This window comes from Bifidobacterium erythrocebi (assembly GCF_012932675.1).
GTDB lineage: Bacteria > Actinomycetota > Actinomycetes > Actinomycetales > Bifidobacteriaceae > Bifidobacterium > Bifidobacterium erythrocebi.
In genome coordinates this window covers 1-25,032 of record NZ_JAAIIF010000006.1, presented here as the reverse complement: position 1 = coordinate 25,032, position 25,032 = coordinate 1, and the positions used below count along the sequence as shown (strand labels likewise).

Genomic DNA, 25,032 nt, shown 5'->3' with positions numbered 1-25,032 from the left:
CTATTGCTGATCGTGCGATGCACGCTCAAATTCAAAGGTGCGCAGGAACTGGCGCGCACGTTCCGTCTCCGGCTCGGTGAAGAACCGTTCGGGATCGGTGGATTGTTCGACGATATGCCCGTCTTCCAGCATGATGATCTCGTCGGCGATGGCGCGGGCGAACCGCATCTCATGTGTGACGATCACCATCGTCTGGCCGGCCTGGGCAAGACCGATCACCACGTCAAGCACCTCGCGCACCATTTCCGGGTCGAGGGCCGCGGTGATCTCGTCGAACAGCAGTACTTCGGGGTGCAGGATGAGCGCACGGCAGATGGCGATGCGCTGACGCTGGCCGCCGGACAGTTCGTGGGGCCAGGAATCCTTGCGGTCGGCAAGACCGACCTTGCCGAGCAGTTCCAGCGCCTCGCGCTCGACCTCGGCCTTGTCGCGCTTCTGCACCAGCAGCGGGGCCATCATGATGTTGCCGAGCACGGTCTTGTTCGGGAACAGATCATAGCTTTGGAACACCATGCCGATATGCGTGCGCAGCTCGCTGGAACGTGCCGAGCGCCCATCCTTCTCACTGCCGGGCTTGCCGGTCTCGATGACCTTGCCTTCCAAGGCGATCTGGCCGCCCTGAATGGGCTCCAGACCGGCGATGGTGCGCAGCAGCGTGGACTTGCCGGAGCCGGACGGCCCCACCACCACCAGTACGCGCCCCTTGGGCACGTCGAAGCTCACGTCGTCGAGTACACGGCGATCGGCATTGGCGTACTGCTTGACCAGATTCCGTACGGACAGCGCCGCGCCCTTGGCCGCGCCTGCGCTCACGTTGGCATCGATATCAGTCATTTGCCCACCTTTTCTCAAGTCGACGGGCCACGATGGAAAGCGGCCAGCACACGATGAAGTACATGAAGAAGATCACCCCGTAGATCCACAGGGTTCCGTCCGGGTATTGGAATCGGTTCGCATCGATGATCTGCTGGCCGACCTTGATCACCTCGACCACGCCGAGCAGTACCGCCAGCGACGTGGTCTTCACGATACGCGTCGCCAGATTCACCGAAGCGGGCAGCAGTCTGCGCAGCGCCTGCGGCAGGATCACATGCACGAAGCTCTGCCATCCGGTCAGGCCCAATACGTACGCCGATTCGGCCTGGATCTCGGGAATCGACTGCAACGCGCCACGCACCAGGTCGCCCAGTTCGGCGCCGCCCCACAGGATGAACACCAGCACGCACGCCCCGGTCGCGTCCAGGTTCCAATCGAACCAGCGCGCGAAACCGTAATAGGCGAGGAACAGCAACGCAAGCTGCGGCATGATACGGATGAAGTCGAGGTAGATGCGCATCAGCACGCGCACCACCGGGTTCTTCAACGTCATCAGCCAGCCAACCAACAGACCCACAGGAACGGATACGATCACGGAGACAGCGGCGATCCACACCGTGACCCACAGGCCCTGCAGCAGACGCGGCATCACGCCCGGCAAAAGGAGGATCTCAGCGCCTTGCATAGTCGAACCTCCTTTCCAGCCATGTGCCGATCAGCGAGATCGGCAGGAGCACGATCAGGTAGCTCACGATGAGCATGGCCAGCGATTCATACGTGTTGTAGTACATGCCGATCAGATCCTTGGCCATATACATCACGTCGGCGAGCGCGATGGCGGAGACCACGGAGGATTCCTTGAACAGGAAGATCACGTTGGCCACGATGCCGGGGATGGCACCCGATACGGCTTGCGGCAGAACGACGCGTGTGATGGATTGCAGTGGCGTGAACCCCAGCACGTAGGCGGTTTCGCGTTGCACTTCAGGCACAGCCTGCAATCCCGCACGCATGGCTTCGGCCATGTATGATCCGCCGAGGAATCCCAGTCCCACGATCGCGCAGGTTTCCGCCGACCAGACGACGCCGAGCTTCGGCAATCCGAAGAACAGGAAATACAGTTGCACTAGCAGTGGCGTGTTACGGCTGATTTCGATGTACACGCGCACGATCTGCCGCGCGACGGGTACTTTGGCGAGTTCGACGCCCGCGCAGATCAGGCCGACGACCAATGCCAGGACGATGCCGATTACGGAGATGAACAGCGTCATCTCCATGCCTTTTACGAAAAAAGGCGCATAGCGCTGGACGAACGACCAGTCGAACATAACACCCTTTCTTTCTTCCATCTCTTGTGATATTCCGCGTGTTTCCTTGCCTTGATGGACAAGCTTGCGAAACTATCGGGCCTGCTGGCGGCCATGCCGATCGCATGGCTGTGCAGGCATTGTTCCTCACCATTGTATTTTCTACGCGGTGCGCAGGTTACGGCGATGTTATCGGAATTGCTTATGGGACGCTACTGACTGCGCTTGTGGCGAATTTTCCGCGCTGCCTATGCGCTGTTCGCGCCCGTTCGCATTCGTTCCGTCGCGTCTGGGCGCTGCAAAGCGGTTATACACTGGGGTTCATGGATATCACCAAGGCTTTGACCAGATTGAACGGGTCGGGCAACGACCCTGTGTTCGTTCTGCTGCATGGTTGGGGTTCGAACGAACTCGATCTGCCTGATCTGCTGCAGTATTGCGGTGCCGCGTCCGCGGATTTCGTGTCGCTTCGTGCGCCGATTCCCTACGGTATGGGGTATACGTGGTTCGGGAAGTGGGCGCATGAGGGCGTGCCCGAGGGCCGTTCGCTCACCGAGCAGGCGTATGAAGCCGCCTCGGCGATCGACCGTTGGCTCGACGCCAATGTCAATGGTTCCCGTCCGCTTATCACCATGGGCTTTTCGCAGGGCGGTCTGCTTGCCACGCATCTGCTGCGCGTCAATCCGAAGCGCTATGCCGCCGCCATCAGCTTCTCCGGCTGGCTCGCCCCCGGCACGCTGCCGGGCGACAAGCTGCTCGTTCCCTCCCAGCCGCCGGTGTTCTACGGCCACGGCTCTGCGGATACCATCTTCCCCACGCAGGACGTGCTGGCCATGAGCTCGTTCTGGCGCAAGCATGGCACGCTCAGCGAGCATATCTACAGCGGCATGGGTCATTCGATCAATATGGACGAGTTGCGTGACGTGCAGCGTTTCCTTGAGTCGAACGATCTGATCCGACCGCAGTTGTAGCGACCCGCGTGCCTTATGCACACCATACACACCGTGTGCACCGCGCACACCGTGCGGCAAGTTCGCAGGGCTTTTACGGACCGGCCTGCATACCGTTCTGCGAGAGCGACGGCGAGCGCGTTGACGCCGCACGCTACAGTGACCAAGTAAGCGTACGGGCCTGCCTGTTTCCGGCTTGCCCGCGTTGATAAGGAGCATAACGAATGACTGATGAAAGAACCGCATACGGCTGGGGCCTGGCGAGCATCGATGCCGCCGGCAACACCCTGGATGTCTGGTACCCGGAGCTGACGATCGGCGCGGCACCTGCCGAAGCCGACCGCGGCAACCATAATTTCGGTGCGCTGGCCCATACCGAGGCCGACGCCCGCGGTGTGCGCCGTGTGCCGGTGTTCACCGTCTCCAAGCTGGACGAGCCGATCGAAAGCGCCGAGGACGCCTATCTGCGCCTGCATCTGCTGAGCATGCGTCTGGCCAAGCCGAACACGCTGAATCTCGACGGCATCTTCGCCAAGCTGAACAACGTGGTGTGGACCAATTACGGCCCGTTCGCCGTCGACGATTTCGCCCTGCGCAAGCTCGACGTGATGAACGCCGCGGCCCAGGCCGCCCCGCTGGCACCGCGCGCCGACGTGAACGTGCTGTCCATCGACAAGTTCCCGCGCATGGTCGATTATGTCGTGCCAACCGGCGTGCGTATCGGCGACGCCGATCGCGTGCGTCTTGGCGCGCACCTGTCCGAGGGCACCACCGTCATGCATGCCGGCTTCGTGAACTTCAACGCCGGCACCCTGGGCGTCTCCATGGTCGAGGGTCGTGTCTCCCAGGGCGTTGTGGTCGGCAACGGCTCCGATATCGGCGGCGGCGCATCCATCATGGGTACGCTGTCCGGCGGCGGCAAGCTGAAGAACTCCATCGGCGAGCATTCCCTGCTCGGCGCGAACGCCGGCATCGGCATCTCGCTGGGTGACAACTGCGTGGTCGAGGCTGGCCTGTACGTCACGGCCGGCACGAAGGTCACCATCTACGACAAGGCCAAGGTCGCCGCCGGCGAGCCGCTTGAGACCGTCAAGGGCGCGGAGCTGTCCGGCAAGGACAACATCCTGTTCATCCGCAATTCCGTGTCCGGCCGTATCGAGGCCCGCTACCGCAAGACCGGCATCGAGCTCAACGAGAAGCTGCACAAGAACTGACCCCCTGTTGTGTGCCGGCCCCTATGGCTGGCACACAACGCAAATGGTGGTCTGTTCGGTCGAAATCGAACCCGATTTCGACCGAACAGACCACCATTTTTGGTATTTCGTCCGAATGGACCGCCCTCAGCGCCTGTCCGTCAGCGCATCAGCGCTCATCCATAGGCACATAGTCGCGCTTCGTATACCCGGTGTAGACCTGGCGCGGGCGACCGATCTTGGTGTTCGGGTCGGCGAGCATCTCACGGTACTGCGCAATCCAGCCGGGGATGCGGCCAAGCGCGAACAGCGTGGTGAACATGGCCGGATCGAAGCCGATGGCGCGGTAGATCAGTCCGGTGTAGAAGTCGACGTTCGGGTACAGATGGCGGGAGACGAAGTAGTCGTCGCTCAGCGCGATCTGTTCCAGTTCGGTGGCTACGTCGAACAGCGCACGTTCGTCGGCCGGCAGCTTCAGCGTATCGGCGCGGGCCATGATCTTCTCCAGATAGCTCTTGGCGATGGCCGCACGCGGGTCGTACGACTTGTAGACGCGGTGGCCGAGTCCGGAGATGCGCTGGCCGTTGGCTTTGGCGTCCTCCACGAATTCCTTGACAGTCTTGCCTGAATCGCGGATCGCCTTGAGCTGACGGAGCACGGCCTCGTTCGCACCGCCGTGCAGCGGGCCGGACAGCGCGTTGATGCCTGCCGCGACCGCAGAATACAGGTTGGCGTGTGCGGAACCGGCGATGCGCACCACGGAGGTGGAGCAGTTCTGCTCGTGGTCGGCGTGGATGATGAGCAGTCGGCCGAGCGCGTGCACATACAGCGGATCGGATTCGAACGGCTCGTACGGCACGGCGAAGCACATGCGCAGGAAATCGTCGACGTAACCGCGCGAATAATCCGGATACAGCATCGGCTCATCGCGCCGACGGCGGAAGATGTAGCTCACGATGGTACGGGCCTTGGCCATGATGATGGTCGCCGCCTCGTCAAGCTGATCGGAATCGTTGATGTCGGTGGTGTCCGGGTAGAAGGTGGCGAGCGCGTTGACGGCGGAGGCCATCACGCTCATCGGGTGCGCGGTGCGTGGGAAGGATCCCATAAAGGTACGGAAGTCCTCCCCCACCATCGTGCGGTGGTTGATGTCGGAGATGAAGCGGTCGTACTGCTCCTTGCTGGGCAGTTCGCCGTGACGCAGCAGCCATGCCACTTCCAGGAAGTCGGACTGTTCGCACAGCTGCTCGATCGGGTAGCCTCGGTAGCGCAGGATGGAGTTCTTGCCGTCGATATAGGTGATCTTCGACTCACATTGCGCGGTGGTCAGGAAACCCGGGTCGAGGGTGACCCAGCCGTCGTTTCTCAGGTCGGAGACAACGATGCCGTTGGCACCGGCGGTGGCCTCCACAAGTGGAAGGGTGAAGCTATTCGAATCGATGCGCAGCTGGGCTGTGGCCATATCGTTACGCTCCTTAACGCCATTGAAGGTAAAGTATCGAACACTATAGGGCATCGTCGTTTCCGCGGCCCCGCATATCTCAAAAGGCAAAAAGACCTCCCCTCTATGCGGAGGGGAGGTCTTTTTATCCCGGCCCCATTGTCGGGTCCGTATCGCGTCAGTCGCGCTTCGTCAGGATCAGCGGGCCGTTATCGGTGATGGCGATGGTGTGCTCGCTGTGCGCACCGCGGGAACCGTCCTGGGAACGCAGCGTCCAGCCGTCCTTCGGATCCTGGAAGATCTCGTCGGTGGTCTTGAGGAACCACGGTTCGATGGCGATGACCAGACCGGGGCGCAGCTTGTAGCCGTGGTGTGCCTTGCCGTCGTTGGGCACGTGCGGGTCGCCGTGCATGACGTGGCCCACGCCGTGACCGCCGAATTCGAGGTTGATCGGGTAGCCGTAGGTACGGGCCACATCGCCGATGACGTTGCAGACGTCGCCCAAGCGGTTGCCCGCCTGCGCCGCGTCGATGGCGGCGGCGAGCGCCTCTTCGGTGCACTTGATGATGCGCAGATCCTCGGGATCGGGATCGTTGCCGACCACGAAGCTGATTGCGGAGTCCGCGACCCATCCGTTTACGCTGATGGCGAGATCAAGGCTGACCAGATCTCCGTCCTTCAGGCTGTAGTCGTACGGCACGCCGTGCAGCACCGCGTCGTTGACGGAAGTGCAGATGTAGTGGGCGAACGGGCCGGTGCCGAAATCCGGCGCGTAGTCCACGTAGCAGGATTCGGCACCCTTGCGGTCCACGATCTTCTTGTGCACGAACTCGTCGATCTCCAGCAGGTTGGTGCCGACCTTGGTGGTTTCCTTGAGTTCCTTGAGAATGCCCGCGACGAAACGACCTGCGGGCTTCATCGCCTCGATTTCGGATGCTGTTTTGATTTCGATCATGGTTCTTAGCCTAGGACACCCGGCTTACTTTCCGAAACGGATCGCGCGAATAACGGCCATGATGCCGATCACGATCAGTGCCGCACCGACGAAGATCAGCAGCCAGACCGTCGAGTTGAACGGGTCGAACAGGGCCACGAAACCGGCGACGATGGAGAGCAATGCGTATATGACCGACCATGCCGAGCTTGGCAGATTCCAGCATTCGAACAGCGTCATGATGCCTTCGAGCAGCCAGCAGATGCCGACCACCATGGTGAACAGCATGGTGAGCATGGCGCCGGAAAGCGTGGAGTTCTTCAGTATCACCACGCCGCCGACCACCATCAGCGTGCCGAACAGCACGCCCAGCACGCGCCAGCCGCCCGGAAGCCCGAGCTCCACGATGGCGGTGACGATGCGCACCATGCCGGAGATCAGCAGGTAGATGCCCAAGATGATGGCGGCGACGGCCAGCGTGCGATTGGGCCAGAACAGCAACGCCACGCCGAGAAGCGCCGATGCGATGCCGATGAGCCCGTACATGCCGCGAATGCGGTTCTTGGCGCCTTGCGGCAGGGCCTGTTCGATGAGACGGAACGGATCCATGCCTGGGTCGGGCATGGTGTTCATCGGATTGTAGCCGGTCATGGGATCCTCCTTTGCTGCCACATGAGTATGGCATGCGGCCGATTCATTGCCACTTTTGCGAGGTGTTCCTTATGGTAGAGGGCTTTTGCGGTTTTCGGTATAGACAGACCGGGTGATTTGTAAGACAGTCTGCAAGGCAGCCGGCGGGCACTGCGGGAGCGACCGCACCGGAGCACAAAAGGATGCACAACAATGCACGGGTGGTGTTCCGGCTAGGCTGGGTGGCATGAGTGAAGCATTGAAATCCGGCATCGATCCGGCATCGTTCTCATCCGTCATCAAGCCTTCCGCCGATCTGTTCCGTTACGTCAACGGACCGTGGATCGACACCTATCGTCTTCCCGACGACCGTTCCCGTTACGGTTCCTTCGACAAGCTCGCCGAGGATGCGCAGAACCAGATCAGGGACATTCTGGAGGACGACGATTGCCCCGCCGTGCTGTCGCGCGCGCTGTACCGTTCCTTCCTGAACACCGACGCCATCGAGAAGGCCGGCATCGAGCCGATCCGCGATGCGCTGAAGATGATCGACGAATCCGAAAGCAAGGCCGATCTCACCCGCGCCTTGGGATTCATCAACCCCACCGGCGGCCCCGACCTGTTCGGCATGGCCATCTACGGCGACCCGGGCGACCCGGATGTCAATATCGCGCACATCGAGCAAGACGGGTTGGATCTGCCCGACGAGGCGTACTACCGCGAGGACCATTACGAGCCGATTCGCCGCGCCTATGTCGAGATGGTCGCCGCCCAGCTGACCAACGCCGGTTATGCCGACGACGAAACCGCAGCCAACGAACTGGCCGAGCGCTTCCTCGCCGTCGAGACGAAGATCGCCAAGCACCATTGGGATAACGTCGCCACCCGCGATTCGGTGAAGACCTACAACCCCGTCCGTTACGGGGAGCTGTCCTCCATGCTCTCGCATTTCGATCTGGACTCCTGGGTCGAGTCCTGGCAGGAGGCCTATGACGCTTCCGAGTCCTCGGCCGATCAGCCGATCGACTTCCATACCGTACTGAACCGTGTGATCGTACATGAGCCGAGCTTCCTTACGGGCCTTGACTCCTTCTGGCAGGCCAGCGACCTGGAGGATCTGAAGCTGTGGGCGCGCGTGCACATGATCGTCGGCTCGGCCTCCATGCTGAGCGAGAAGTTCGACAACACGAACTTCGATTTCTATGGCAAGGTGCTTTCCGGCCAGAAGGTGCAGCGCGAGCGCTGGAAGCGCGCCGTGAGCCTGGTCAACGGCGTGTGCGGCGAGGATGTCGGCGCCGAGTACGTGCGCCGGCATTTCCCGGAAAGTTCCAAGAAGCGCATGGAGCAGCTGGTGGCGAACCTCATCGACGCCTACCGCGCTTCCATCACCAGCTCCGACTGGCTTGGCGAGGACACCAAGGCCAAGGCCTTGGAGAAGCTCGGCAAATTCACTGCGAAGATCGGCTACACCAATCATTGGCGCGACTATTCCGCCCTGCATCTTGACGAGGACGCCCCGCTGTCCAGGAACATGCAGGCCGCGAACCTCTATGAGACCGGCTATCAGCTGTCCAAGGCAGGCAAACCCGTCGACAAGGACGAATGGCTGATGAACCCGCAGACGGTGAACGCCTACTACGAGCCGTCCATGAACGTCATCGTGTTCCCCGCCGCCATTCTGCAACCGCCGTTCTTCAATCCGGAGGCCGAGGACGCCGCGAACTACGGCGGCATCGGCGCCGTGATCGGCCATGAGATCGGCCATGGCTTCGACGACCAGGGCGCGCAGTACGACGGCGACGGCAGGCTCCACGACTGGTGGACCCCGGAGGACAAGGCGAACTTCGAAGCCCGCACGAAGGCCCTGATCAAGCAGTACGATGCGTTCGTTCCCACGCAGCTCGCCGAGAAGTACGCCGACGAGCCCGATAAGGCCCCGCATGTCAACGGCGCTCTCACCATCGGCGAGAACATCGGCGATCTCGGCGGCGTCAACATCGCATTGAAGGCGTATGCCTTCGCTCTTGACGAGGCCGCCGGGCGCGAGAAGGACTCCTCCGCGCAGGGCATCGAGAACGCTCTTGACGCGGCTCCCGTCATCGACGGGTTCACCGGCCTGCAGCGCTTCTTCCTGAGCTACGCCTCCATTTGGCGCACGAAGAACCGTGACGAGCTGGCCGAACAGTACCTGCAGATCGATCCGCACTCCCCCGCGGAGTGCCGGACCAACGGCATCGTGCGCAATGTGGATCTGTTCGCCAAGGCATTCGATGTGCATGAGGGTGATGCCATGTGGCTTGATCCGGCAGATCGCGTGCGCATCTGGTAGCGTTCCGCATGATTAGAACTCCGGATCGTCGGAAGGGTCGACGGTAGGTTCAGACTGGCCTTGCGCCACATATCGTTGTCCTCCAGTGTTCGGGGATGGGATGTTGTTCGGCGGTGTGCCGGCTGGCATCATGCCATTGGGCGTGGTGCCTGCCGGTGCGCCGCCGTTCTGCATATTCTGCGCATTCTGACTGTTTTGCACGGCGTTTTGCGCCACTGCGGCATTGCCTTGCGCGAAGGGATCGGAGCCCACGCCGTTCGAACCGTCGCGGGTGTCGGCATACCCGTCCGTATACGGCCCGTCGCCGCCGTTGCCGCTCGGTCCCCCGTTGCCGCCTTGGCCGCGATTCGACCGGGAGAACGCCGACGTGCCGTAATTGAGGTCATGCCCGACCGCGCTGGCATCCATCACGATGGCGGTGCGGTTCACGCCGTCCTTCGTCCACCGGTCCATGCGCAATGCGCCGGTGACGACCACGGCATCGCCCTTGTGCAGCGAGCGCATCGCATTGGCCGCCAACGCTCGGTAGGCGCGGACCTTGATCCACACCGTTTCGCGCGATCGCCATGATTGCGAGGACTGGTCGAAATACCCGGACGAGACGCCCACGTTGAACGAGCACGCCGGATTATTCGGGTCGCGGGAGAAGCCCACCGGATCCATACCGAGATTGCCCGTGAGCGTGACTGTTCCTTGTTGGCCTGCCATGACTGTATCCTTTCGATCGGCAACGTGTTGGACCGCACCGCCGCGCCGTTGAGGCAATGCGGTACCACCAAGCATGCCGTGCCAGCAGCCTGCCAAGCCATCTGAGCCAGGGCCTGTGGACGGAACTCCCCTTCCCGGGCGTGTTGTGGATAACCGGTGGATAACTTCTCGCTTATCCACCGCGCGCCCGCAGATCACCTCGCAACAGCCCTTGGATACGAATATGCGACGGTCCCCTCACAGGTCATGCCTGTGAGGGGACCGTCGCATATGTTCGAAAACCGTTCCGTCTACCGGCCGCTACGACTGGAAACAGTCAAGCAACCAGCAACCGGAAAAGCCGAAACGCGCAAACCGAACCGTCAGATGCGCTCCAGCAGCGTGTCCACGGCTTCGGCGGCCGGGACGACCACCTTGTTGTCGCCGTTGCGGTCGCGGATCTCGATGGTGCCGTCGTTCACGTAGTCGCGGCCGACCACGGCGATCTGCGGCACGCCGATCAGCTCGGCGTCCTTGAACTTCACGCCCGGGGAGACCTTCTTGCGATCGTCGAAGATCACCTCGACGCCCTTGGCCTCAAGGTCGGCGATCAGCTGTTCGGCACCGTCGAAGGCCTTCTCGTCCTTGCCGGTGGCCACCACGTGCACCTGTGCCGGGGCGATGCAGCTCGGCCATGCCAGACCACGCTCGTCGTGGTGCGTTTCGGCGATGCAGGCCATCACGCGGGAGACACCGATGCCGTAGGAGCCCATCCACACCGGAACGGCCTTGCCGTTCTGGTCGAGCACCTTCAGGCCGAGCGCGTTGGAGTACTTCAGGCCGAGCTGGAACACCTGGCCGATCTCCACGCCGCGTTCGAAGCTCAGGGGGCCGGAGCCGTCCGGGCTCATATCGCCGTGGCGCACCTGTACGGCCTCGACGGTGCCGTCGGCCTCGAAGTCGCGGCCGTACACCAGGTCGTAGTAGTCCACCTCATGCTCGTCGGCGCCGGTGAACCATGCGGAGCCGCGCGCGATGTGCGCGTCCACGAAGTAGCGCAGCGCATCGCCGGTCTCGTTGGCGTTCTCGGCCTTCTTGCCGTCGCGGGCCTGCGGGCCGAGTACCATCGGGCCGATGTAGCCCTTGACCAGTTCGGGGTGCTTCTTCAGGTCCTCTTCGGTGGCTTCCTCGATCTCGGCGGGGGCGAACTGCGCCTCAAGACGCTTCATATCCACCACGCGATCGCCGGGCACGCCCACGACCACGAGTTCGCGCCACGGTTCGTCGTGGTTCTCGTCCTCGGCATGCTTGACCGCGATGACGACGTTCTTCAGGATGTCGCTGGCCTGCCATGCGCGGCCGTCGCTGCGCGGGTGGTTGGCGTTGGCGAATTCGACCATCTTGTCGATGGTCTCGGCATCCGGCGTCGGGCGCTTCTCGGCGGCTGGGGTGTTGGAATAGTCGATCGCCGGCGGTTCCGGAGTGGTCAGGGCCTCCACGTTCCATGCCTTGCCGGACGGGGACTGCGCGAAGGTGTCCTCGCCGATTTCCATCGGGGCAAGGAACTCCTCGGATTCGAAGCCGCCCATCGGGCCTGCCATGGCGTGCACCGGCACGTAGTCGAGGTCGAGGCGCTTGAAGATGCGCTCGTATGCGCCGCGCTCGTCCATGTAGGCCTTGACGAGGCCTTCCTTGTCGAGGGTGAAGGAGTAGGCGTCCTTCATGATGAATTCACGGCCGCGGATGAGGCCCGCACGCGGGCGGAACTCGTCGCGGTACTTGGTCTGGATCTGGTACAGGGTGACTGGCAGGTCCTTGTATGAGGAGTACAGGTCCTTGACCAGCAGGGTGAACATCTCCTCATGGGTGGGGGCCAGCAGGTAGTCGGCCTCATGGCGGTCCTTCAGACGGAAGATGTTGTCGCCGTATTCCTCCCAGCGGTGGGTGGCCTCGTACGGCTCGCGCGGCAGCAGGCCGGAGAAGTGCACTTCCTGGGCGTGGATGGAGGCCATTTCCTCGCGGATGATGTTCTCGATCTTGTTCAGCACGTTCAGGCCCAGCGGCAGCCAGGTCCAGATGCCGGGGGCCGCCTTGCGCAGGTAGCCTGCGCGCTGCAGCAGCTTGTCGGACACCACGTCGGCGTCGGCGGGATCTTCGCGCAGGGTGCGCAGAAACATAGTAGACATACGAAGGGTATTGGAAGTCATAGGTTCCAAGATAGCGCGACCCGCACCCACGGCCGCAGGCAGCGTCCACAGTACTGCGCAACACAGTTCCAGCGCCTTATTTATAACTTTATAAATAAGTCTTCAATCCCTTCTATCATAAGCGTTGCATTGCAAGATATAAGGAGAGAAGGGTATGCGCCATATCACCGCACGATTTTCAATCTGGAACAAGCTCGGCTGGTTCGGCATCATCTGCTACTGCCTTTTCGCCATGTTCGCACCCAGCGCCCTGAGCGACACCAACGGTCAGATCGGTCTGATCCTGGCGTTCATGAGCATCGCCCTGGTCGCCTTCCCCGTACGCAAGCCGTATAACGCCGTGGCCATGATCGCCGCCGCGATGTGGCTGGTCGCCTCCCAGCTGGTCCCGGTGTTCGAATTCACCGAACGCAACCCGCTGTGGATCGCACTCGGCGCGGCCATGCTGATCGTCAGCGCATGGGACGAGAATCCGCCCGAAGAGGATGAGGACGACGAGATGGACGACGACCTGCTTCGCGCACAGCAGCTCGCAGGATGACGCTACGGCGGATTCCAGCAGCGTTCGGCCGCATTCACCGACGCCTCCGGCATAACGATGATCATGCCGGATTTGCGCGAGTGTTGCCTCGTTGCAACGTGATGGCCACTTGTTATGGCCAGGGGCCTCACCCGTGCATATTTCTTACCATGATGATTCCGCGTTACATACCGTGATAGGGGAAAAACAACAAATGTTGTAATGACCGGCATGGCTTCCGCATAGCCCCCATGCGGGCACTAAGCTCCCCTAGAAGACAAAATGTTCACATGGTGCGCCCGGAGTGCAAACGCAACGGGTACACCGACGTATCATGTGTGCCGCGGGGTTTCCGCTTGCCGAAGGCCCCACGACGCCAACAGTCAAGAGAGAGAACACGCAACACCATGAATGTCGCACAAGACAACGATGACAGGAATGATAGGGACGCTCAATCCTTCTCGATTGCCATAGTCGACAACGACGCCATTGCACTGTATGCACTGCGCAAGCTGATCGAGAACATGGACGCGATGCATATCATCTGGACCGCGGGAACCGGGCGCGAGGCCCTGACCCGCTGCCTTGAGGACGACGCCGCGCCGGACGTGCTGCTCGTCGACATGGCGCTGTCGGATATGCCGGGCACCTTGCTGTGCCGACGCCTGCGCGTCAACGGGACCTCCCCCAAGATACTGGCGTTCACCTCGTATCCTCTGGACATATATGCGGCGGACGCCGCCGAGGCAGGCGCCCAAGGCATCATCTCCAAGGACGACTTCACGATGCTGGCAAAAGCCCTGGCCGTGGTTCATGACGGTGGCGTAATGTCCACGAACGTTCATTTCGAAACGGCCGAAACCGCGTTCAAACGCATCCGCAATACGCCTCCAGACCCGATGTCCACGCTCACCTTCAATGAGATGAGGGCCTTGGATCTGGCCTCCCAAGGCCTGAGCTCCAAGGAAGTGGCGAAGCAGATAGGAGTCACTCCCGTGACCGTGCGAACATACACCATGCACGCACGTTCCAAGCTCGGTGCCAGAACATTGGGCGAAGCACTCGTCAAATGGCATAGGGCGAAGCATGCTTGATCGTTTGCACCGTGCCGTGCTACGCCCGACCGACGCGTCGTTCTTTCTGAACCGAAAACGCTATCGGGCGATTATCTGCTGCGTCTGCATCGGCATATCTCTCTTCGAATGGTATGGCATCTTCGACCAGCTATTCCCCGGAACGATGGGCCTGCTGATTGCCGTCGAATACCTTCTGCTGCTGGCAGTATCCGTATTCTTCCCCGTACCGGCAAGTCTGATATGCCTGATCACCTATGTGGCCTTGCTGCTCTCCCCCACATATGCCGCCGCCAACATCGTCTGGGGAATGCTGCTGTCCCTCTTCTACACCGCCTTTTATCTGCGGCGCTGGGCTTCCATCGGCGTGCTGTGCATGGTATTCGTTGCCGAGCTCGTCGAGACGAAGCTGTTCCAAGATCCCATCGATTCCTTCATCGGAGCCGCCAGCGGCGACATCTTCGTGTTCTGCATCGGCGTGCTGCTCGCCACCGAGGAGCGTACCGTCCAGGCCAAGCAGATGGAGCATAATCTGCAGATAGCCTCAAGTCTCCATTCGGCGATCACCAGCGAGCTGTCCTCGATCATTCTCATGGCGCGATCCGGCAGCAAGGACGATGACACGTTGAAGCATATCGAGACCGTGGCCCAGCTCGGCTTGGACAATATGCACAGTGCCATCCATACGCTGTCCGGCGGTGGAGGCGATAATGCCGGAGCACTCCGGTACGGCATGGAAGACATCGAACGATATGCGAAGGCTCTGGATCACGATGTGCATGCAATGGGGTTTGCAGGGCACCTGTCGACCCAGCCGGAGGACTTTTCCATTTCGGAAGGCGCATTCTCGCTGGCACGGCTATGCATCAAGGAGTGCTACGCCAATATCGCACGCCATATGGCAAAGGGAAGCGACGAATACGACATCGCCATCAGTGGTTCCGAACGGGGAATCCGCATCACCGAGACCAACCCCTCGTCCGACAATCCCGATGAACTGGTCTCGGGGTTCGGGCTCAGTCTTCTCGAACATCAGTTGGAGGCTTCGGGCGGAACCATGAGCTATGGATTATCCGGAAAGACCTGGCGTATAGAGATACACATCCCCTCAGGCTGCTGATCGCATCGGAACGATCTCGTATGGAGGCCGGGACAGCATAATCTCATTCGGCGTCGCGCTGCACGTCGTTCAGGCCATACACCACGTCGCCGGGCTGAATATCGCCGGCAAGCAACGTGCTCACCGTGACCAAGGTATATCCCTTGCCCTTAAGTCCCTTGATGATCTTCGGCAACGCCTTAACAGTCGCGGCATTGCCGTCATGCAGGGAGACGATGGAGCCGGAATACGCGCCGTCTACGACGCGTTTGGCTATGGCGTCGGCACCGAGTTTGTCCCAATCGCCGGAATCCACACCCCATAGGATCATGGCCTGCCCGGAATCCCTGGCCTGTGCGCGCAATGCGTCGCCCCATGCGCCATCCGGAGGGCGGAACAGCGTGACGTCCTTCCCGCTTGCCTTGGAAATCACCGTATCGGTGTCAGCGAACCATTTCTTCAACTGCTCGGTTGGCATGGCATGCATCTGCGTATGCCGCCACGAGATCGAGCCGACATCATGCCCTTCCCCGGCCATGCGCTTGACGAGTTCCACATTGGAACCGTTCACGAACTGCCCCTGCAGGAAGAACGTGGCCGGCGCCCCGGCGCTTTTCAACACATCGAGTACCTTCGGTGTGTTCGTCTTGTTCGGTCCATCATCGAAGGTGAGCGCCACGCACTGGGTGAAATGGCAGTCGAGCGGCATGGACGCGATGATGCCGTCGACAATGCCCTTCAGCCGGGCGAATTCGTTGTTCAGAACGGTCGTGTCGTCGCTGCCGGCCGTGGCAAGGGTCTGTTTGGCGGAGACGAGTTCCGTCTCCAGAGCGCTCCGCCTGGACTCGTCCACCTTGCCCTTGGACCGTTCCAATGCGAGCTCGCCGCGGGAGATGAGCTTGGTCAGCCGCTTGCGCATGTCCTGCGCGTTCATCCCGTCGACCATCTGCTGCAGTGTCTGCGAGTCGTATTGCACCGTGGTCAGACCGTCCACCATGACCGTCCTCGACCTGCCGTAGCTGTCGGCAAGATCCGAAAGCTCCTTGCGCGATTGCTTAGCCGAGCATTCCCGAGCGGCGAGTTCCTCGATGTCGCTGCCACGCAGGCTGTTCACCTGTTGCCGCAGCCTGTCGCGGGTGTCGCTGTCCGTAACGGATTTCGTCTCCTTCAGCAGAGTCGTCGCCTTGCTCATGGCCGGCGTATAGGAGGTGTAGGTTCTGATGTAATCCGTGCGCGCAGACCGGCAGTCGGCGAGCGCCGCCGCATGGGCCCGCCGATTGTTCGACACGGCCGCACCGATGACGTGCCATCCGGCGAATACCACGCCTGCCGCGAATATCGCGATAAGGGCACCGACGATTACGCGCCGTCTTCTGCCGGCAGCCTTGCCGCTCCCATCGCCGCCCGATTGCCCACCGGTGTCGTCATACTCCCCGTCGCCGAGATCGTGCAACTCGTCAAGAACACCATAATCGGAATCGTGATTGTCGTTCATTCCTGCCCCCTCATCATCGAATCGAAGCCCCGACCACTTCCCCGTGTCGGCAGACTTCGTTCACGGCAAGTCTTAAGACAATCCTATCGCCGTGCACCCCCCAAAAAAAACGAATGGACAGGAAAACAACAAACGTTGACTGCCTAGAACAGCGCATCCTGGGCAAAGTCGCCCTCTGCCCCGGCAGCTTCGGTATCGGCGGGTTTGAATGCGCCGGCACCCTCATCGGCCAATCGAGCCGATGCTTCCCGCGAGGCGGCGCGAAGACTGCCGTCAAGCATCACCGCATCCGGCGAGACCAGGAACATGCGTTCGTTCACCCCGGCCAGGTACAGCCCCTGCAGCGATTCCACACGGGAAAGCGCCACATACCCCATGCCGGGCGCGAAGGTGCGTCGCAGATCCATCACCGCGCGGTCGAGCGTCATGCCCTGCGACTTGTGGATCGTGATCGCCCACGCGCAGCGCAGCGGCACCTGGTTCACGCTGGCCAGCACGGTCTCGCTGTCCATCATCTCCCAGCAGTCGGGCTTCATGGTCACGATATTGCCGTTCTCGAACTCCACGATCGGCCAGCCGCCCTTCGCTTCCGGCGCGAACGCGCGCACCGTGCCGAGCGATCCGTTGACGAACTGGTGGTTCTGGTCGTTGCGCACGGCCATCACCGCCGCACCCGTCTTCAATTGCAGCCGTTCCGGCGCGAGCATGTTCCGTTTGAGCCGTTCCACCAGATGCGCCGGCCCGGCAGATTGCGCAAGGTATTCGTGCGGCTCCTCGCGGATCTCGAACAGCCGCATGTCGTTCAGGGTATCGGCCTGCTTGTTCACGGGGAACAGGTTCACCGCCTGCTGGCCGGGTTCGGGCACCTTGCCAAGACGCGTGAGCAGCGCCGCACGATCGTCGTCATCGACGTTTCCCTGCCTGATGTCGGTCAGCACGCCCAGCAGCCGACCGTCGTCCTGACGATGCTGTTCGGTCAGGTAGCAGATGGCGCAGTCCAGCTCATCCCAGACCAATGATTCGGTGACGAATCCTTCCGGATTCTTTCCCAGCCGAGCGTACCGCTCGCGCGACGCGACGAATTCCGGCGACGGGGCGATCAGATCGTGGTTGCGGTTGGAGGTGCTGACCGGAGGCAGCTGGAAGAAATCGCCGGAAATCACCACCTGCAGCCCGCCGAACGGGCGCGGATCAAGGCGGATTCTGCGGCAGACCTGATCGACCATGTCGAACAGCCACGCGTGCATCATCGACACCTCGTCGATGATGAGGATGTCGGCCGACTGCAACTTGCGCTTGCGGCGCGTGCGGATCGTCTTGAGCAGGTTGTCGCTGAGCGCGGTGGCCAGGCCGATGCCGCTCCACGAGTGGATGGTCTGGCCGTTGATATGCGTGGCGGCGATGCCCGTGGATGCGGTGACGGCCACATTCGCGCCTTCCGCCCGCGCATCGCGCACGAATTGGTTGAGCACGTACGTCTTGCCCGCGCCCGGGGCACCCGTGAGGAACACGTTCGCCCCGGCGTTCAGGATGGCCAGCGCTTCCGATTGCCGCATATCTCTCCTCGGCCCGCAGGTCCGGTCTTATTTGTTCAGGATGCTGGTGGCCACGATGTCGTCGGCGATGGCCTTGGATGCGGCCTCGTCGGGGCCGGGTGCCGGGGCCATGAATGCCTTGCGGTAGTAGCGCAGTTCGTCCAGCGATTCGATGATGTCGGCGAGCGCACGGTGTCCGCCGTTCTTCGGCGGGCGGTTGCGGTACACGGCCGGGTACCAGCGGCGTGCGAGTTCCTTGAGCGTGCTCACGTCGATGACGCGGTAGTGCAGGTGTTCCATGAGTTCCGGCATGTAGTGGTCGAGGAACTTCTTGTCGGAGCCGATGGAGTTGCCGGCCAGTAGCGGCTTGACGCCGTCCGGGGTGAAGCGCTTGACGTACTCGACGACCTTGGCCTGCGCCTCGTCCAGGGACAGGCCGTTCTCCCATTCGTTGATGAGCCCGGAACGGGTGTGCATGTTGCGCACGAAGTCGTTCATGTGATCGACGGCCTTCTGGCTGGGCTTGATGACGTAGTCGACGCCTTCGTCCAGCACGTTCAGGTCGAAGTCGGTCGGCACCACGGAGACCTCCACCAGCTCGTCACCGCCGAAAATATCCAGGCCGGTCATCTCGCAGTCGATCCAGATCAGGCGCGAACCTTCCGCGGTGTACGTTTCGCCATCATGCGCATCTACCATCGTTGCCTCGTTTCCTTGTTGTGTCTCGGTATTCAAGCCTTGAAGCCGAACATTCGAAGATACCGCGAGGTAGGGAGATTGCAGGCTTGGCTCGACGGGCATCCGTCCGGCGTATAGCCGATGAACCACACCCGGATCCGAGCGGAACGTCAGTTCCTCTTGGCCCACTCCGTGGTGCCACGCAGCACCAGGGATGTCGGCATGACTGTGAAGGCCTCGTCCAGCGTCTTCCCGCCCATCAGGGCAAGCGCCTTGCGTGCGGCCTCGCGCCCCGTTTCCACCGAGTCCTGGTGCACCGTGGTCAGATCGGCCGCGCCCGCGATGGTATCGTCATCGAATCCGATGACCGAGGCCTCCTCCGGCACACGCCACCCCATACGGCGCATCTCCCTGATAAGCGGCACCGCGGCGGCATCACAGGATACGAAGATGCCTGTCGGGCGTTCGACGGCACTCAGCAGCTGTGCGACGACGCCGGAATACACGTCACGCTCGTCGCGTCCTCCGGCGTCATGCAGGGACGGGATCACCATGATGTCGTCGTCACCGTACCCGCATTCCTTGGCCGCCTTGACGAATCCGCGTTCCCTGACCGAATCCGAGCAGATGAATGGCGAGGCGTTCACCGGCTGGCTTACATATGCCAAGGTTCTGTGGCCCTGCGAACGCAGGAACCGTACGACGCTGCCGCTTGAGGCCTCGTCGTCGATGTAGGCCGCCGCGTCGAGCCCATGCATGTTCGGAGTGTTGATGCCGATGACCGGAACGCTCAGATCACCGAGTATGCGCCCCTTGGCCTCATCGAAATCGAAGGACGAGACGATGATGGCGTCCACGTTGCGATTGCCCGGCAGACTCTGGAAGAACCGGTCGAGCTCGTCGGCAGTCCAGACGATATACGGAATGACGTCGTATCCTTGCGCGGAAAGCACTTCGTAGACGCCTTCGAAGGCATGCGAGTTGAACCAGCTGCTCATTTCGCTGGGCAGGAGTACGGCCACGCGCATGGTTCTGCCGGATGCCAGTGATGAGGCGCTTCGGGAGAACGAGAAATGCAGCCTCTGCGCCTGCTCCTCGATGCGCTTGCGGGTTTCCGGATTCACACGGTCCAGTCCGCGCAACGCCCTGGAAACCGTGGAGACCGAAACTCCGGCGGCCTCGGCAACATCCGCGATGGTGGTACGAGCCACGTTTCCTCCCTTGAACCACGGGTTCCTTCAACACAACAACCGTTGGAACATCAATCGTTCTACGGCATTCACCATACTACATCATCAACTGTAAAAACGCTTGCACAATTAAACCGCGAGTTTTCAGGCATTCTTGTGGCACCAGCCCCGCAACACGCCCATGCACTCTTGCGAAATTTTGTGCAAGCGCTATTATTTGTTATCAGCAAGCGGCTCATCAAGAACGCTGAGCCTGCTGCATAACAATTCAAAACCTTATGTTTTCAGCCATTCGCCAAACACGAACGACGGAAAATGCACACAAAATTTGTGCAAGCGTTTGCATATACAAGTGCACATCAAGGAGGATCATCATGACCGAAGCAACCGACCCCGCACTGTGGTGGAAGCAGGCCGTGGTCTACCAGGTCTACCCGCGTTCCTTCAAGGACTCCCGCGGCACGGGCCTTGGCAGCATCGCCGGAGTGACCGAAAAGATCGGCTACCTCAAGGAACTGGGCGTGGACGCCATCTGGCTGAGCCCCTTCTACCCCTCCCAGCTCGCAGACGGCGGCTACGACGTGGATGACTATCGCAACGTGGATCCCCGGCTCGGCACCATGGAAGACTTCGACGAACTGGCCACAACCGCGCACGAAGCCGGTCTCAAGGTCGTGGTGGATATCGTGCCCAACCACAGCTCGAACCGTCACGAATGGTTCAAGGCGGCACTCGCGGCAAAGCCCGGCTCACCCGAGCGCGACCGCTACATCTTCCGCGACGGCAAAGGCCCCAACGGCGACCAGCCGCCGTCCAACTGGCAGAATCACTTCGGCGGCCCCGCCTGGACCCGCGTGCCCGACGGCCAGTGGTACCTGCACATGTTCACCAAGGAACAGCCGGACTGGAACTGGAAGAACCCGGAGGTTCGCGCCGACTTCATCACGACGCTGCGCTTCTGGCTCGACCATGGCGCGGACGGCTTCCGCGTAGACGTGGCGCACGGTCTGGCCAAGGATCTCGACCGCGACGACCTCGACAATTACGTGGTGTGGTGCACCAACGATCAGCCGGAAGACGGTTCGCATCCGGTGATCGACCGCGATGAGGTGCATGACATCTACCATGAGTGGCGCAAGGTGTTCAACGAGTACAATCCTCCGGCATTCGCCGTGGCCGAAGCCTGGGTGCGACCGAGCCGTCAGCATCTGTACGCCTCCCCCGACGATCTCGGCCAGATCTTCAACTTCGAATTCGCCAAGAAGGACTGGATCCGCGACGACATGCACCTCGCCATCGAGGAAGGCTTGGAAAGCGCCGAACGTTCCGGATCCACCGCAACCTGGGTGATGAGCAACCATGACGTGGTCCGTCACGCCACCCGCTACGCCCTGCCGCAGGTACCGACCGGCGAATACCACCAGCTTGCCAAGGATTGGGTGCTGCGCGACGGCACCACCTACACGGAGGACCGCGCGCTCGGCACCAAGCGCGCACGTGCTGCGATTCTTATGGAAATGGCGCTGCCCGGTTCGGCCTACGTGTACCAGGGCGAAGAGCTCGGCCTGTTCGAGGTCGCGGACATGCCGTGGGACAAGCTGGAGGATCCTTCGGCGTTCCGCACCTCGCGCTCGGCCTCCACCAAGGGGCGCGACGGCTGCCGCGTGCCGCTGCCGTGGGTCGCCGCCGACGCTCCGAAGCTCGACAATCCCGACGACGAATTCGGCCATGGCGGGTCCTTCGGATTCTCCCCGGCCGGTGCGGAACACGACCCGCATCTGCCGCAGCCGAAATGGTACAAGGACTTCGCCGTGGACGTGGAAAGCGCGGACCCCGATTCCATGCTCAACCTGTACCGCAAGGCGCTCAAGCTTCGTCACGAATTGCAGACCACCGATCTGAGTCTCGAATGGCTGCCCGAAGACCAAGCAGGCACCAAGCCCGACGGCGCAAACGGATTCCCCGGCGGCACCATCGCCTACAAGCGCGCCAACGGCTGGGCTTCGATCACCAATTTCGGCAGCGCACCGGTAGCACTTCCCCAAGGCAAGATCCTGCTGACCTCAGGCCCGCTCACCGATGACGGCCTGCTACCGCAGGACACCTCCGCCTGGCTTCAGCTCTAGCCTCACACCGACCGTTCCCGGCCACCGTGGTTGCCGTGCATCTTCCCTACCTCCGCACGGCAACCACCCCATCCCACTCATTGCATTATCAGTATCAATCCAATCGACAGTATTCGAAGGTGAATCATCATGTCAGACACCTTATCCACTCCCGTACCGGTCTCGTCCTCATCCAACGCCAAATGGCGTTTCACCGGCGGTTTCCTGGCGTTCGCAGTGCTGTCCGGCGCGGCATTCTACATGACCATGTCCGTGCTGGTGCCGCAGCGCCTGCGTGACATCGGCATCGCCAACTCCACAGCGGTGCTCGGCTCCATCAACGCGGCCGGATCCATCGCGTCCATCTTCATCGCCCTGTTCATCGGCGCGTTGTCCGACCGCACCGCAAGCCGTTGGGGCAAGCGCACCCCGTGGATCTTCACCGGCGCGTTCATCTACGGCATCTGCTTCTGGGCGCTGAGCCGCCCGCAAAGCGCACTGCTCATCGGCATCACCTACGTGCTCGCGCTGGTCGGTCTGAACATGGTTCAGGCACCGATCTACGCACGCATCTCCGATCAGGTCGAGGAAAGCGCACGTGCCACCGTGTCTGCGGCCATCGGTGCCGGCGGTGTGATCGGCCAGGGCATCGGCACGCTGGTCGGCTCGTCGCTCATCGAACATATGGAACTCGGATTCGTGTGCGCCGGCCTGTGCGCGTTGGCTGCGGGCGTGCTGTCCGTACTGATCGCACCCCGCGAGCCCTCCTCCAAGGACATGCCGAAGGATACCGGCAAGCCGCTGTGGAAGGTCGTGACGGAATCCCTTACCCCGCCGCTGAAGAACTGCGCCGACTTCTACCGCGCGTTCATCTGCCGCACCTGCCTCATCGTCGCCTATCAGATGGTGTTCAGCTACCAGCTGTACATCCTGCAGGATCATATCGGCGAGAGCAAGTTGCAGGCCGCAGCCTCGATCCAGGTGATTTCCGTCATCACCATGATCGTGTCCATCATCTCCTCGCTGGTTGCAGGCCCGATCGCCGATGCGTTGCATCGCCGCAAGGCACCGATCATCGTGGCATGCGCGTTCTTCGCGGTCGGCCTGGCAATGCCGTGGATCTTCCCGACGCAGATGGGCATGTTCCTCTTCGGTGGCATCGCAAGCTTCGGCTACGGCATGTATCTGTCCGTCGATCAGGCGTTGAACGTGGACGTGCTGCCTGATAAGAAGACCGCCGGCAAGGATCTTGGCTTCATGAACATCGCCACCTGCGCCGGGCAGGCCATCGGCGTGGCCATCACCTCCACCATCGTCAGCGTGTTCGGCTCCTACGTGTTCGTGTTCCCGACCGCCATCGTGATGACCATCATCGCAGCCGTATCCGTGCTTGGCATCAAGCGCGTGCGCTGAACCGGCGTATATACAGCGAGGGCCCGGTCGATATCGATTGGTATCGACCGGGCCCTCTTGCTATGCCCCTCTCAATCAGCATCGAATCAGCTGTCAGGCGTTATTGCGCTGTTCCTTGGCCAAACGCAGATGCTCACGTATGATCCAGACCGTGTACGAGATCAGTGGGCAGACGATGGCCGAGGTGCATACGTCGGTCGGGAAATGCACGCCAAGCAGCAGACGTGACGCGGCCACGGCAACGACCAGAATCGCGCAGACAAGCACGGCACGCTTGGTGTAATCGGCGATGATGTTCTGCTCGGCGTTATCGGACGTGCTCCTTGCAGAGGCCTCTCCCCCACCCCGGTACTGGCCACTGGCGTCTCCCATCTTCCGATACGCCGCATTGCGTACCGTCAGTATGATCATCGTCGCCACGATAACCGCTCCAGCGGTATGACCGCTGGGAAAGCTCGGGTCCGACGGCAACAGGTTCGACTGGGCTGCGGTAATCGGTCTGGGCCGTTCCACCAGCCATTTGATGCCGGTCACATAGACGATCGGTGATGCCGCGACGATGATGTCGCCTAATACTGTTCGTAGGGAACGTACGAATCGGAAATCGATGATGCCCAGCATGGCCAATAATGCCACGCATCCGCCTGTGGAGAACATGAAGGCGAACATTGCGGAGCAGTCATGGAACACTTCAGGCCATTTCGACAGACTGATCAATACCCTGGTTTCCGCTGCGGGAATCACCGTCGATCTGCATAGCTGGAAACCGAATACGGGGACGAGCAGACAGACCAACACCGTCAGTGTGATGACGGCACGTGCCCGACCATCATAAGTTGTCTTTGAACGCATTCCGCCCATTGTTCCATCCGTTATTGCGGCACGACCCTATCGACCGCGAACCGTAACAGAAACAGCACATGAACGGCAGTGAAACATTCGATCAAGTCATCCCTTCGCTTCTGCAGATTATGCCGGGAAATAACCGACAAAGCCAGAGGATGAGATAGCGCGGACAGGGGAACACGATGGAATATAAACAAAAGAATGGGGGTTCCCGGAGCCGATGCTCGACGGGAACCCCCCATGACGTATGAAGCGGCGACGCGCTACTCTCCCACACCCTCTCGGGTGCAGTACCATCGCCGTGCAAGGCCTTAGCTTCCGGGTTCGGAATGGGACCGGGCGTCTCACCTTGGCTATGGTCGCCGCAAACCTTATCGACCGTCCCCGAACACGGTTCGGGGGGATCGGACCGTGACGGTCCGGGAACCGGACAATGGACGCGAAAAAACATTGCATGTCGTCTTGTGACGCAGATCGGACGCTCCCTGCCGAGGGAACAACCAAACAGGACGCAATACGGGCCACCACCCAAGCGGATGGTGAAAGTATGATTGCCTTTCCCCCGTTAGTACCGGTCAGCTCCA

Annotated in this window: 21 protein-coding genes and 1 rRNA gene; 8 read left to right on the top strand and 14 right to left on the bottom strand. The window is 61.4% G+C overall.

Annotated elements, in window-relative coordinates; translation table 11 throughout:
• Genes G1C98_RS01965 through G1C98_RS01955 form a run of 3 tightly spaced genes read right to left on the bottom strand, consistent with a single transcriptional unit; the run spans position 1 to position 2,144 of the window.
• Positions 1-834 carry an amino acid ABC transporter ATP-binding protein gene (locus G1C98_RS01965; RefSeq protein ID WP_169078752.1) on the bottom strand — a complete coding sequence of 278 codons (834 nt, stop codon included), beginning with the start codon at positions 832-834 and terminating at the stop codon, positions 1-3.
• Positions 827-1,501 (bottom strand): amino acid ABC transporter permease, encoded by a 675-nt coding sequence (locus tag G1C98_RS01960; protein WP_169078750.1) that lies wholly within the window; start codon positions 1,499-1,501, stop codon positions 827-829. Before G1C98_RS01960 ends, G1C98_RS01965 begins: the two co-directional genes overlap by 8 nt.
• A complete protein-coding gene (locus G1C98_RS01955; RefSeq protein WP_169079158.1) occupies positions 1,488-2,144 on the bottom strand; it encodes an amino acid ABC transporter permease in 657 nt (218 codons plus the stop codon). Before G1C98_RS01955 ends, G1C98_RS01960 begins: the two co-directional genes overlap by 14 nt.
• 302 nt (positions 2,145-2,446) lie before the next feature.
• Between G1C98_RS01955 and G1C98_RS01950 the strand changes: the two genes are divergently transcribed.
• Together G1C98_RS01950 and dapD are read left to right on the top strand one after the other, a co-directional pair.
• A complete protein-coding gene (locus G1C98_RS01950) occupies positions 2,447-3,094 on the top strand; it encodes an alpha/beta hydrolase (RefSeq protein WP_169078748.1) in 648 nt (215 codons plus the stop codon).
• A gap of 203 nt (positions 3,095-3,297) precedes the next feature.
• Positions 3,298-4,287 carry a 2,3,4,5-tetrahydropyridine-2,6-dicarboxylate N-succinyltransferase gene (gene dapD, locus G1C98_RS01945; protein ID WP_169078747.1) on the top strand — a complete coding sequence of 330 codons (990 nt, stop codon included), beginning with the start codon at positions 3,298-3,300 and terminating at the stop codon, positions 4,285-4,287.
• A 148-nt stretch (positions 4,288-4,435) separates the two neighbouring features.
• Here the strand turns inward: dapD and G1C98_RS01940 are convergent, their stop codons facing one another.
• From G1C98_RS01940 to G1C98_RS01930, 3 genes are all read right to left on the bottom strand, one after another.
• On the bottom strand, positions 4,436-5,728 hold the full coding sequence (locus G1C98_RS01940) for a citrate synthase (protein WP_169078745.1): 1,293 nt from the start codon (positions 5,726-5,728) through the stop codon (positions 4,436-4,438).
• Between the two features lie 157 nt (positions 5,729-5,885).
• Positions 5,886-6,662: a type I methionyl aminopeptidase gene (gene map / locus G1C98_RS01935; RefSeq protein ID WP_169078743.1), complete on the bottom strand. Its 777-nt coding sequence runs from the start codon at positions 6,660-6,662 to the stop codon at positions 5,886-5,888.
• Between the two features lie 24 nt (positions 6,663-6,686).
• Complete coding sequence (locus G1C98_RS01930) at positions 6,687-7,292, bottom strand: HdeD family acid-resistance protein (protein ID WP_169078741.1); 606 nt, start codon at positions 7,290-7,292, stop codon at positions 6,687-6,689.
• A gap of 217 nt (positions 7,293-7,509) precedes the next feature.
• Here G1C98_RS01930 and G1C98_RS01925 point away from each other — a divergent pair, with 217 nt between their 5' ends.
• Positions 7,510-9,600: a M13 family metallopeptidase gene (locus G1C98_RS01925; RefSeq protein WP_205831850.1), complete on the top strand. Its 2,091-nt coding sequence runs from the start codon at positions 7,510-7,512 to the stop codon at positions 9,598-9,600.
• Positions 9,601-9,612: 12 nt separating this feature from the next.
• On the opposite strand, the gene G1C98_RS01920 is transcribed toward G1C98_RS01925, so the two are convergent.
• Both G1C98_RS01920 and G1C98_RS01915 read right to left on the bottom strand, forming a co-directional pair.
• Positions 9,613-10,308 (bottom strand): single-stranded DNA-binding protein, encoded by a 696-nt coding sequence (locus tag G1C98_RS01920; protein WP_169078737.1) that lies wholly within the window; start codon positions 10,306-10,308, stop codon positions 9,613-9,615.
• A 362-nt stretch (positions 10,309-10,670) separates the two neighbouring features.
• A complete protein-coding gene (locus G1C98_RS01915; RefSeq protein WP_169078735.1) occupies positions 10,671-12,494 on the bottom strand; it encodes a proline--tRNA ligase in 1,824 nt (607 codons plus the stop codon).
• A 154-nt stretch (positions 12,495-12,648) separates the two neighbouring features.
• Here G1C98_RS01915 and G1C98_RS01910 point away from each other — a divergent pair, with 154 nt between their 5' ends.
• The 3 genes from G1C98_RS01910 to G1C98_RS01900 all read left to right on the top strand — a co-directional run bounded on the left by G1C98_RS01910 (position 12,649) and on the right by G1C98_RS01900 (position 15,207).
• Positions 12,649-13,035: a hypothetical protein gene (locus G1C98_RS01910; protein WP_169078733.1), complete on the top strand. Its 387-nt coding sequence runs from the start codon at positions 12,649-12,651 to the stop codon at positions 13,033-13,035.
• A gap of 386 nt (positions 13,036-13,421) precedes the next feature.
• Positions 13,422-14,108 carry a response regulator transcription factor gene (locus G1C98_RS01905; RefSeq protein WP_169078731.1) on the top strand — a complete coding sequence of 229 codons (687 nt, stop codon included), beginning with the start codon at positions 13,422-13,424 and terminating at the stop codon, positions 14,106-14,108.
• Positions 14,101-15,207 carry a sensor histidine kinase gene (locus G1C98_RS01900; protein ID WP_169078729.1) on the top strand — a complete coding sequence of 369 codons (1,107 nt, stop codon included), beginning with the start codon at positions 14,101-14,103 and terminating at the stop codon, positions 15,205-15,207. The genes G1C98_RS01905 and G1C98_RS01900 overlap by 8 nt, the downstream gene beginning before the upstream one ends.
• A 43-nt stretch (positions 15,208-15,250) precedes the next feature.
• On the opposite strand, the gene G1C98_RS01895 is transcribed toward G1C98_RS01900, so the two are convergent.
• The 4 genes from G1C98_RS01895 to G1C98_RS09470 all read right to left on the bottom strand — a co-directional run bounded on the left by G1C98_RS01895 (position 15,251) and on the right by G1C98_RS09470 (position 20,105).
• On the bottom strand, positions 15,251-16,681 hold the full coding sequence (locus G1C98_RS01895) for a polysaccharide deacetylase family protein (protein ID WP_169078727.1): 1,431 nt from the start codon (positions 16,679-16,681) through the stop codon (positions 15,251-15,253).
• 143 nt (positions 16,682-16,824) lie between these two features.
• Positions 16,825-18,237: a DEAD/DEAH box helicase gene (locus tag G1C98_RS01890; protein ID WP_169078725.1), complete on the bottom strand. Its 1,413-nt coding sequence runs from the start codon at positions 18,235-18,237 to the stop codon at positions 16,825-16,827.
• Between the two features lie 27 nt (positions 18,238-18,264).
• A complete protein-coding gene (orn, locus tag G1C98_RS01885) occupies positions 18,265-18,915 on the bottom strand; it encodes an oligoribonuclease (protein ID WP_169078723.1) in 651 nt (216 codons plus the stop codon).
• Positions 18,916-19,064: 149 nt separating this feature from the next.
• Positions 19,065-20,105, bottom strand: a complete 1,041-nt coding sequence (locus G1C98_RS09470) for a LacI family DNA-binding transcriptional regulator (protein ID WP_169078721.1) — start codon at positions 20,103-20,105, stop codon at positions 19,065-19,067.
• A gap of 353 nt (positions 20,106-20,458) precedes the next feature.
• Between G1C98_RS09470 and G1C98_RS01875 the strand changes: the two genes are divergently transcribed.
• Together G1C98_RS01875 and G1C98_RS01870 are read left to right on the top strand one after the other, a co-directional pair.
• Positions 20,459-22,210: a glycoside hydrolase family 13 protein gene (locus G1C98_RS01875; RefSeq protein ID WP_169078719.1), complete on the top strand. Its 1,752-nt coding sequence runs from the start codon at positions 20,459-20,461 to the stop codon at positions 22,208-22,210.
• A gap of 129 nt (positions 22,211-22,339) precedes the next feature.
• Positions 22,340-23,602: an MFS transporter gene (locus G1C98_RS01870; RefSeq protein WP_169078717.1), complete on the top strand. Its 1,263-nt coding sequence runs from the start codon at positions 22,340-22,342 to the stop codon at positions 23,600-23,602.
• A 93-nt stretch (positions 23,603-23,695) separates the two neighbouring features.
• On the opposite strand, the gene G1C98_RS01865 is transcribed toward G1C98_RS01870, so the two are convergent.
• Entirely contained in the window at positions 23,696-24,454 is a 759-nt protein-coding gene (locus tag G1C98_RS01865; RefSeq protein ID WP_169078715.1) for a phosphatase PAP2 family protein, read from the bottom strand.
• A 244-nt stretch (positions 24,455-24,698) separates the two neighbouring features.
• Positions 24,699-24,815, bottom strand: a 5S ribosomal RNA gene (rrf, locus tag G1C98_RS01860).
• Between the last annotated feature and the right edge of the window lie 217 nt (positions 24,816-25,032).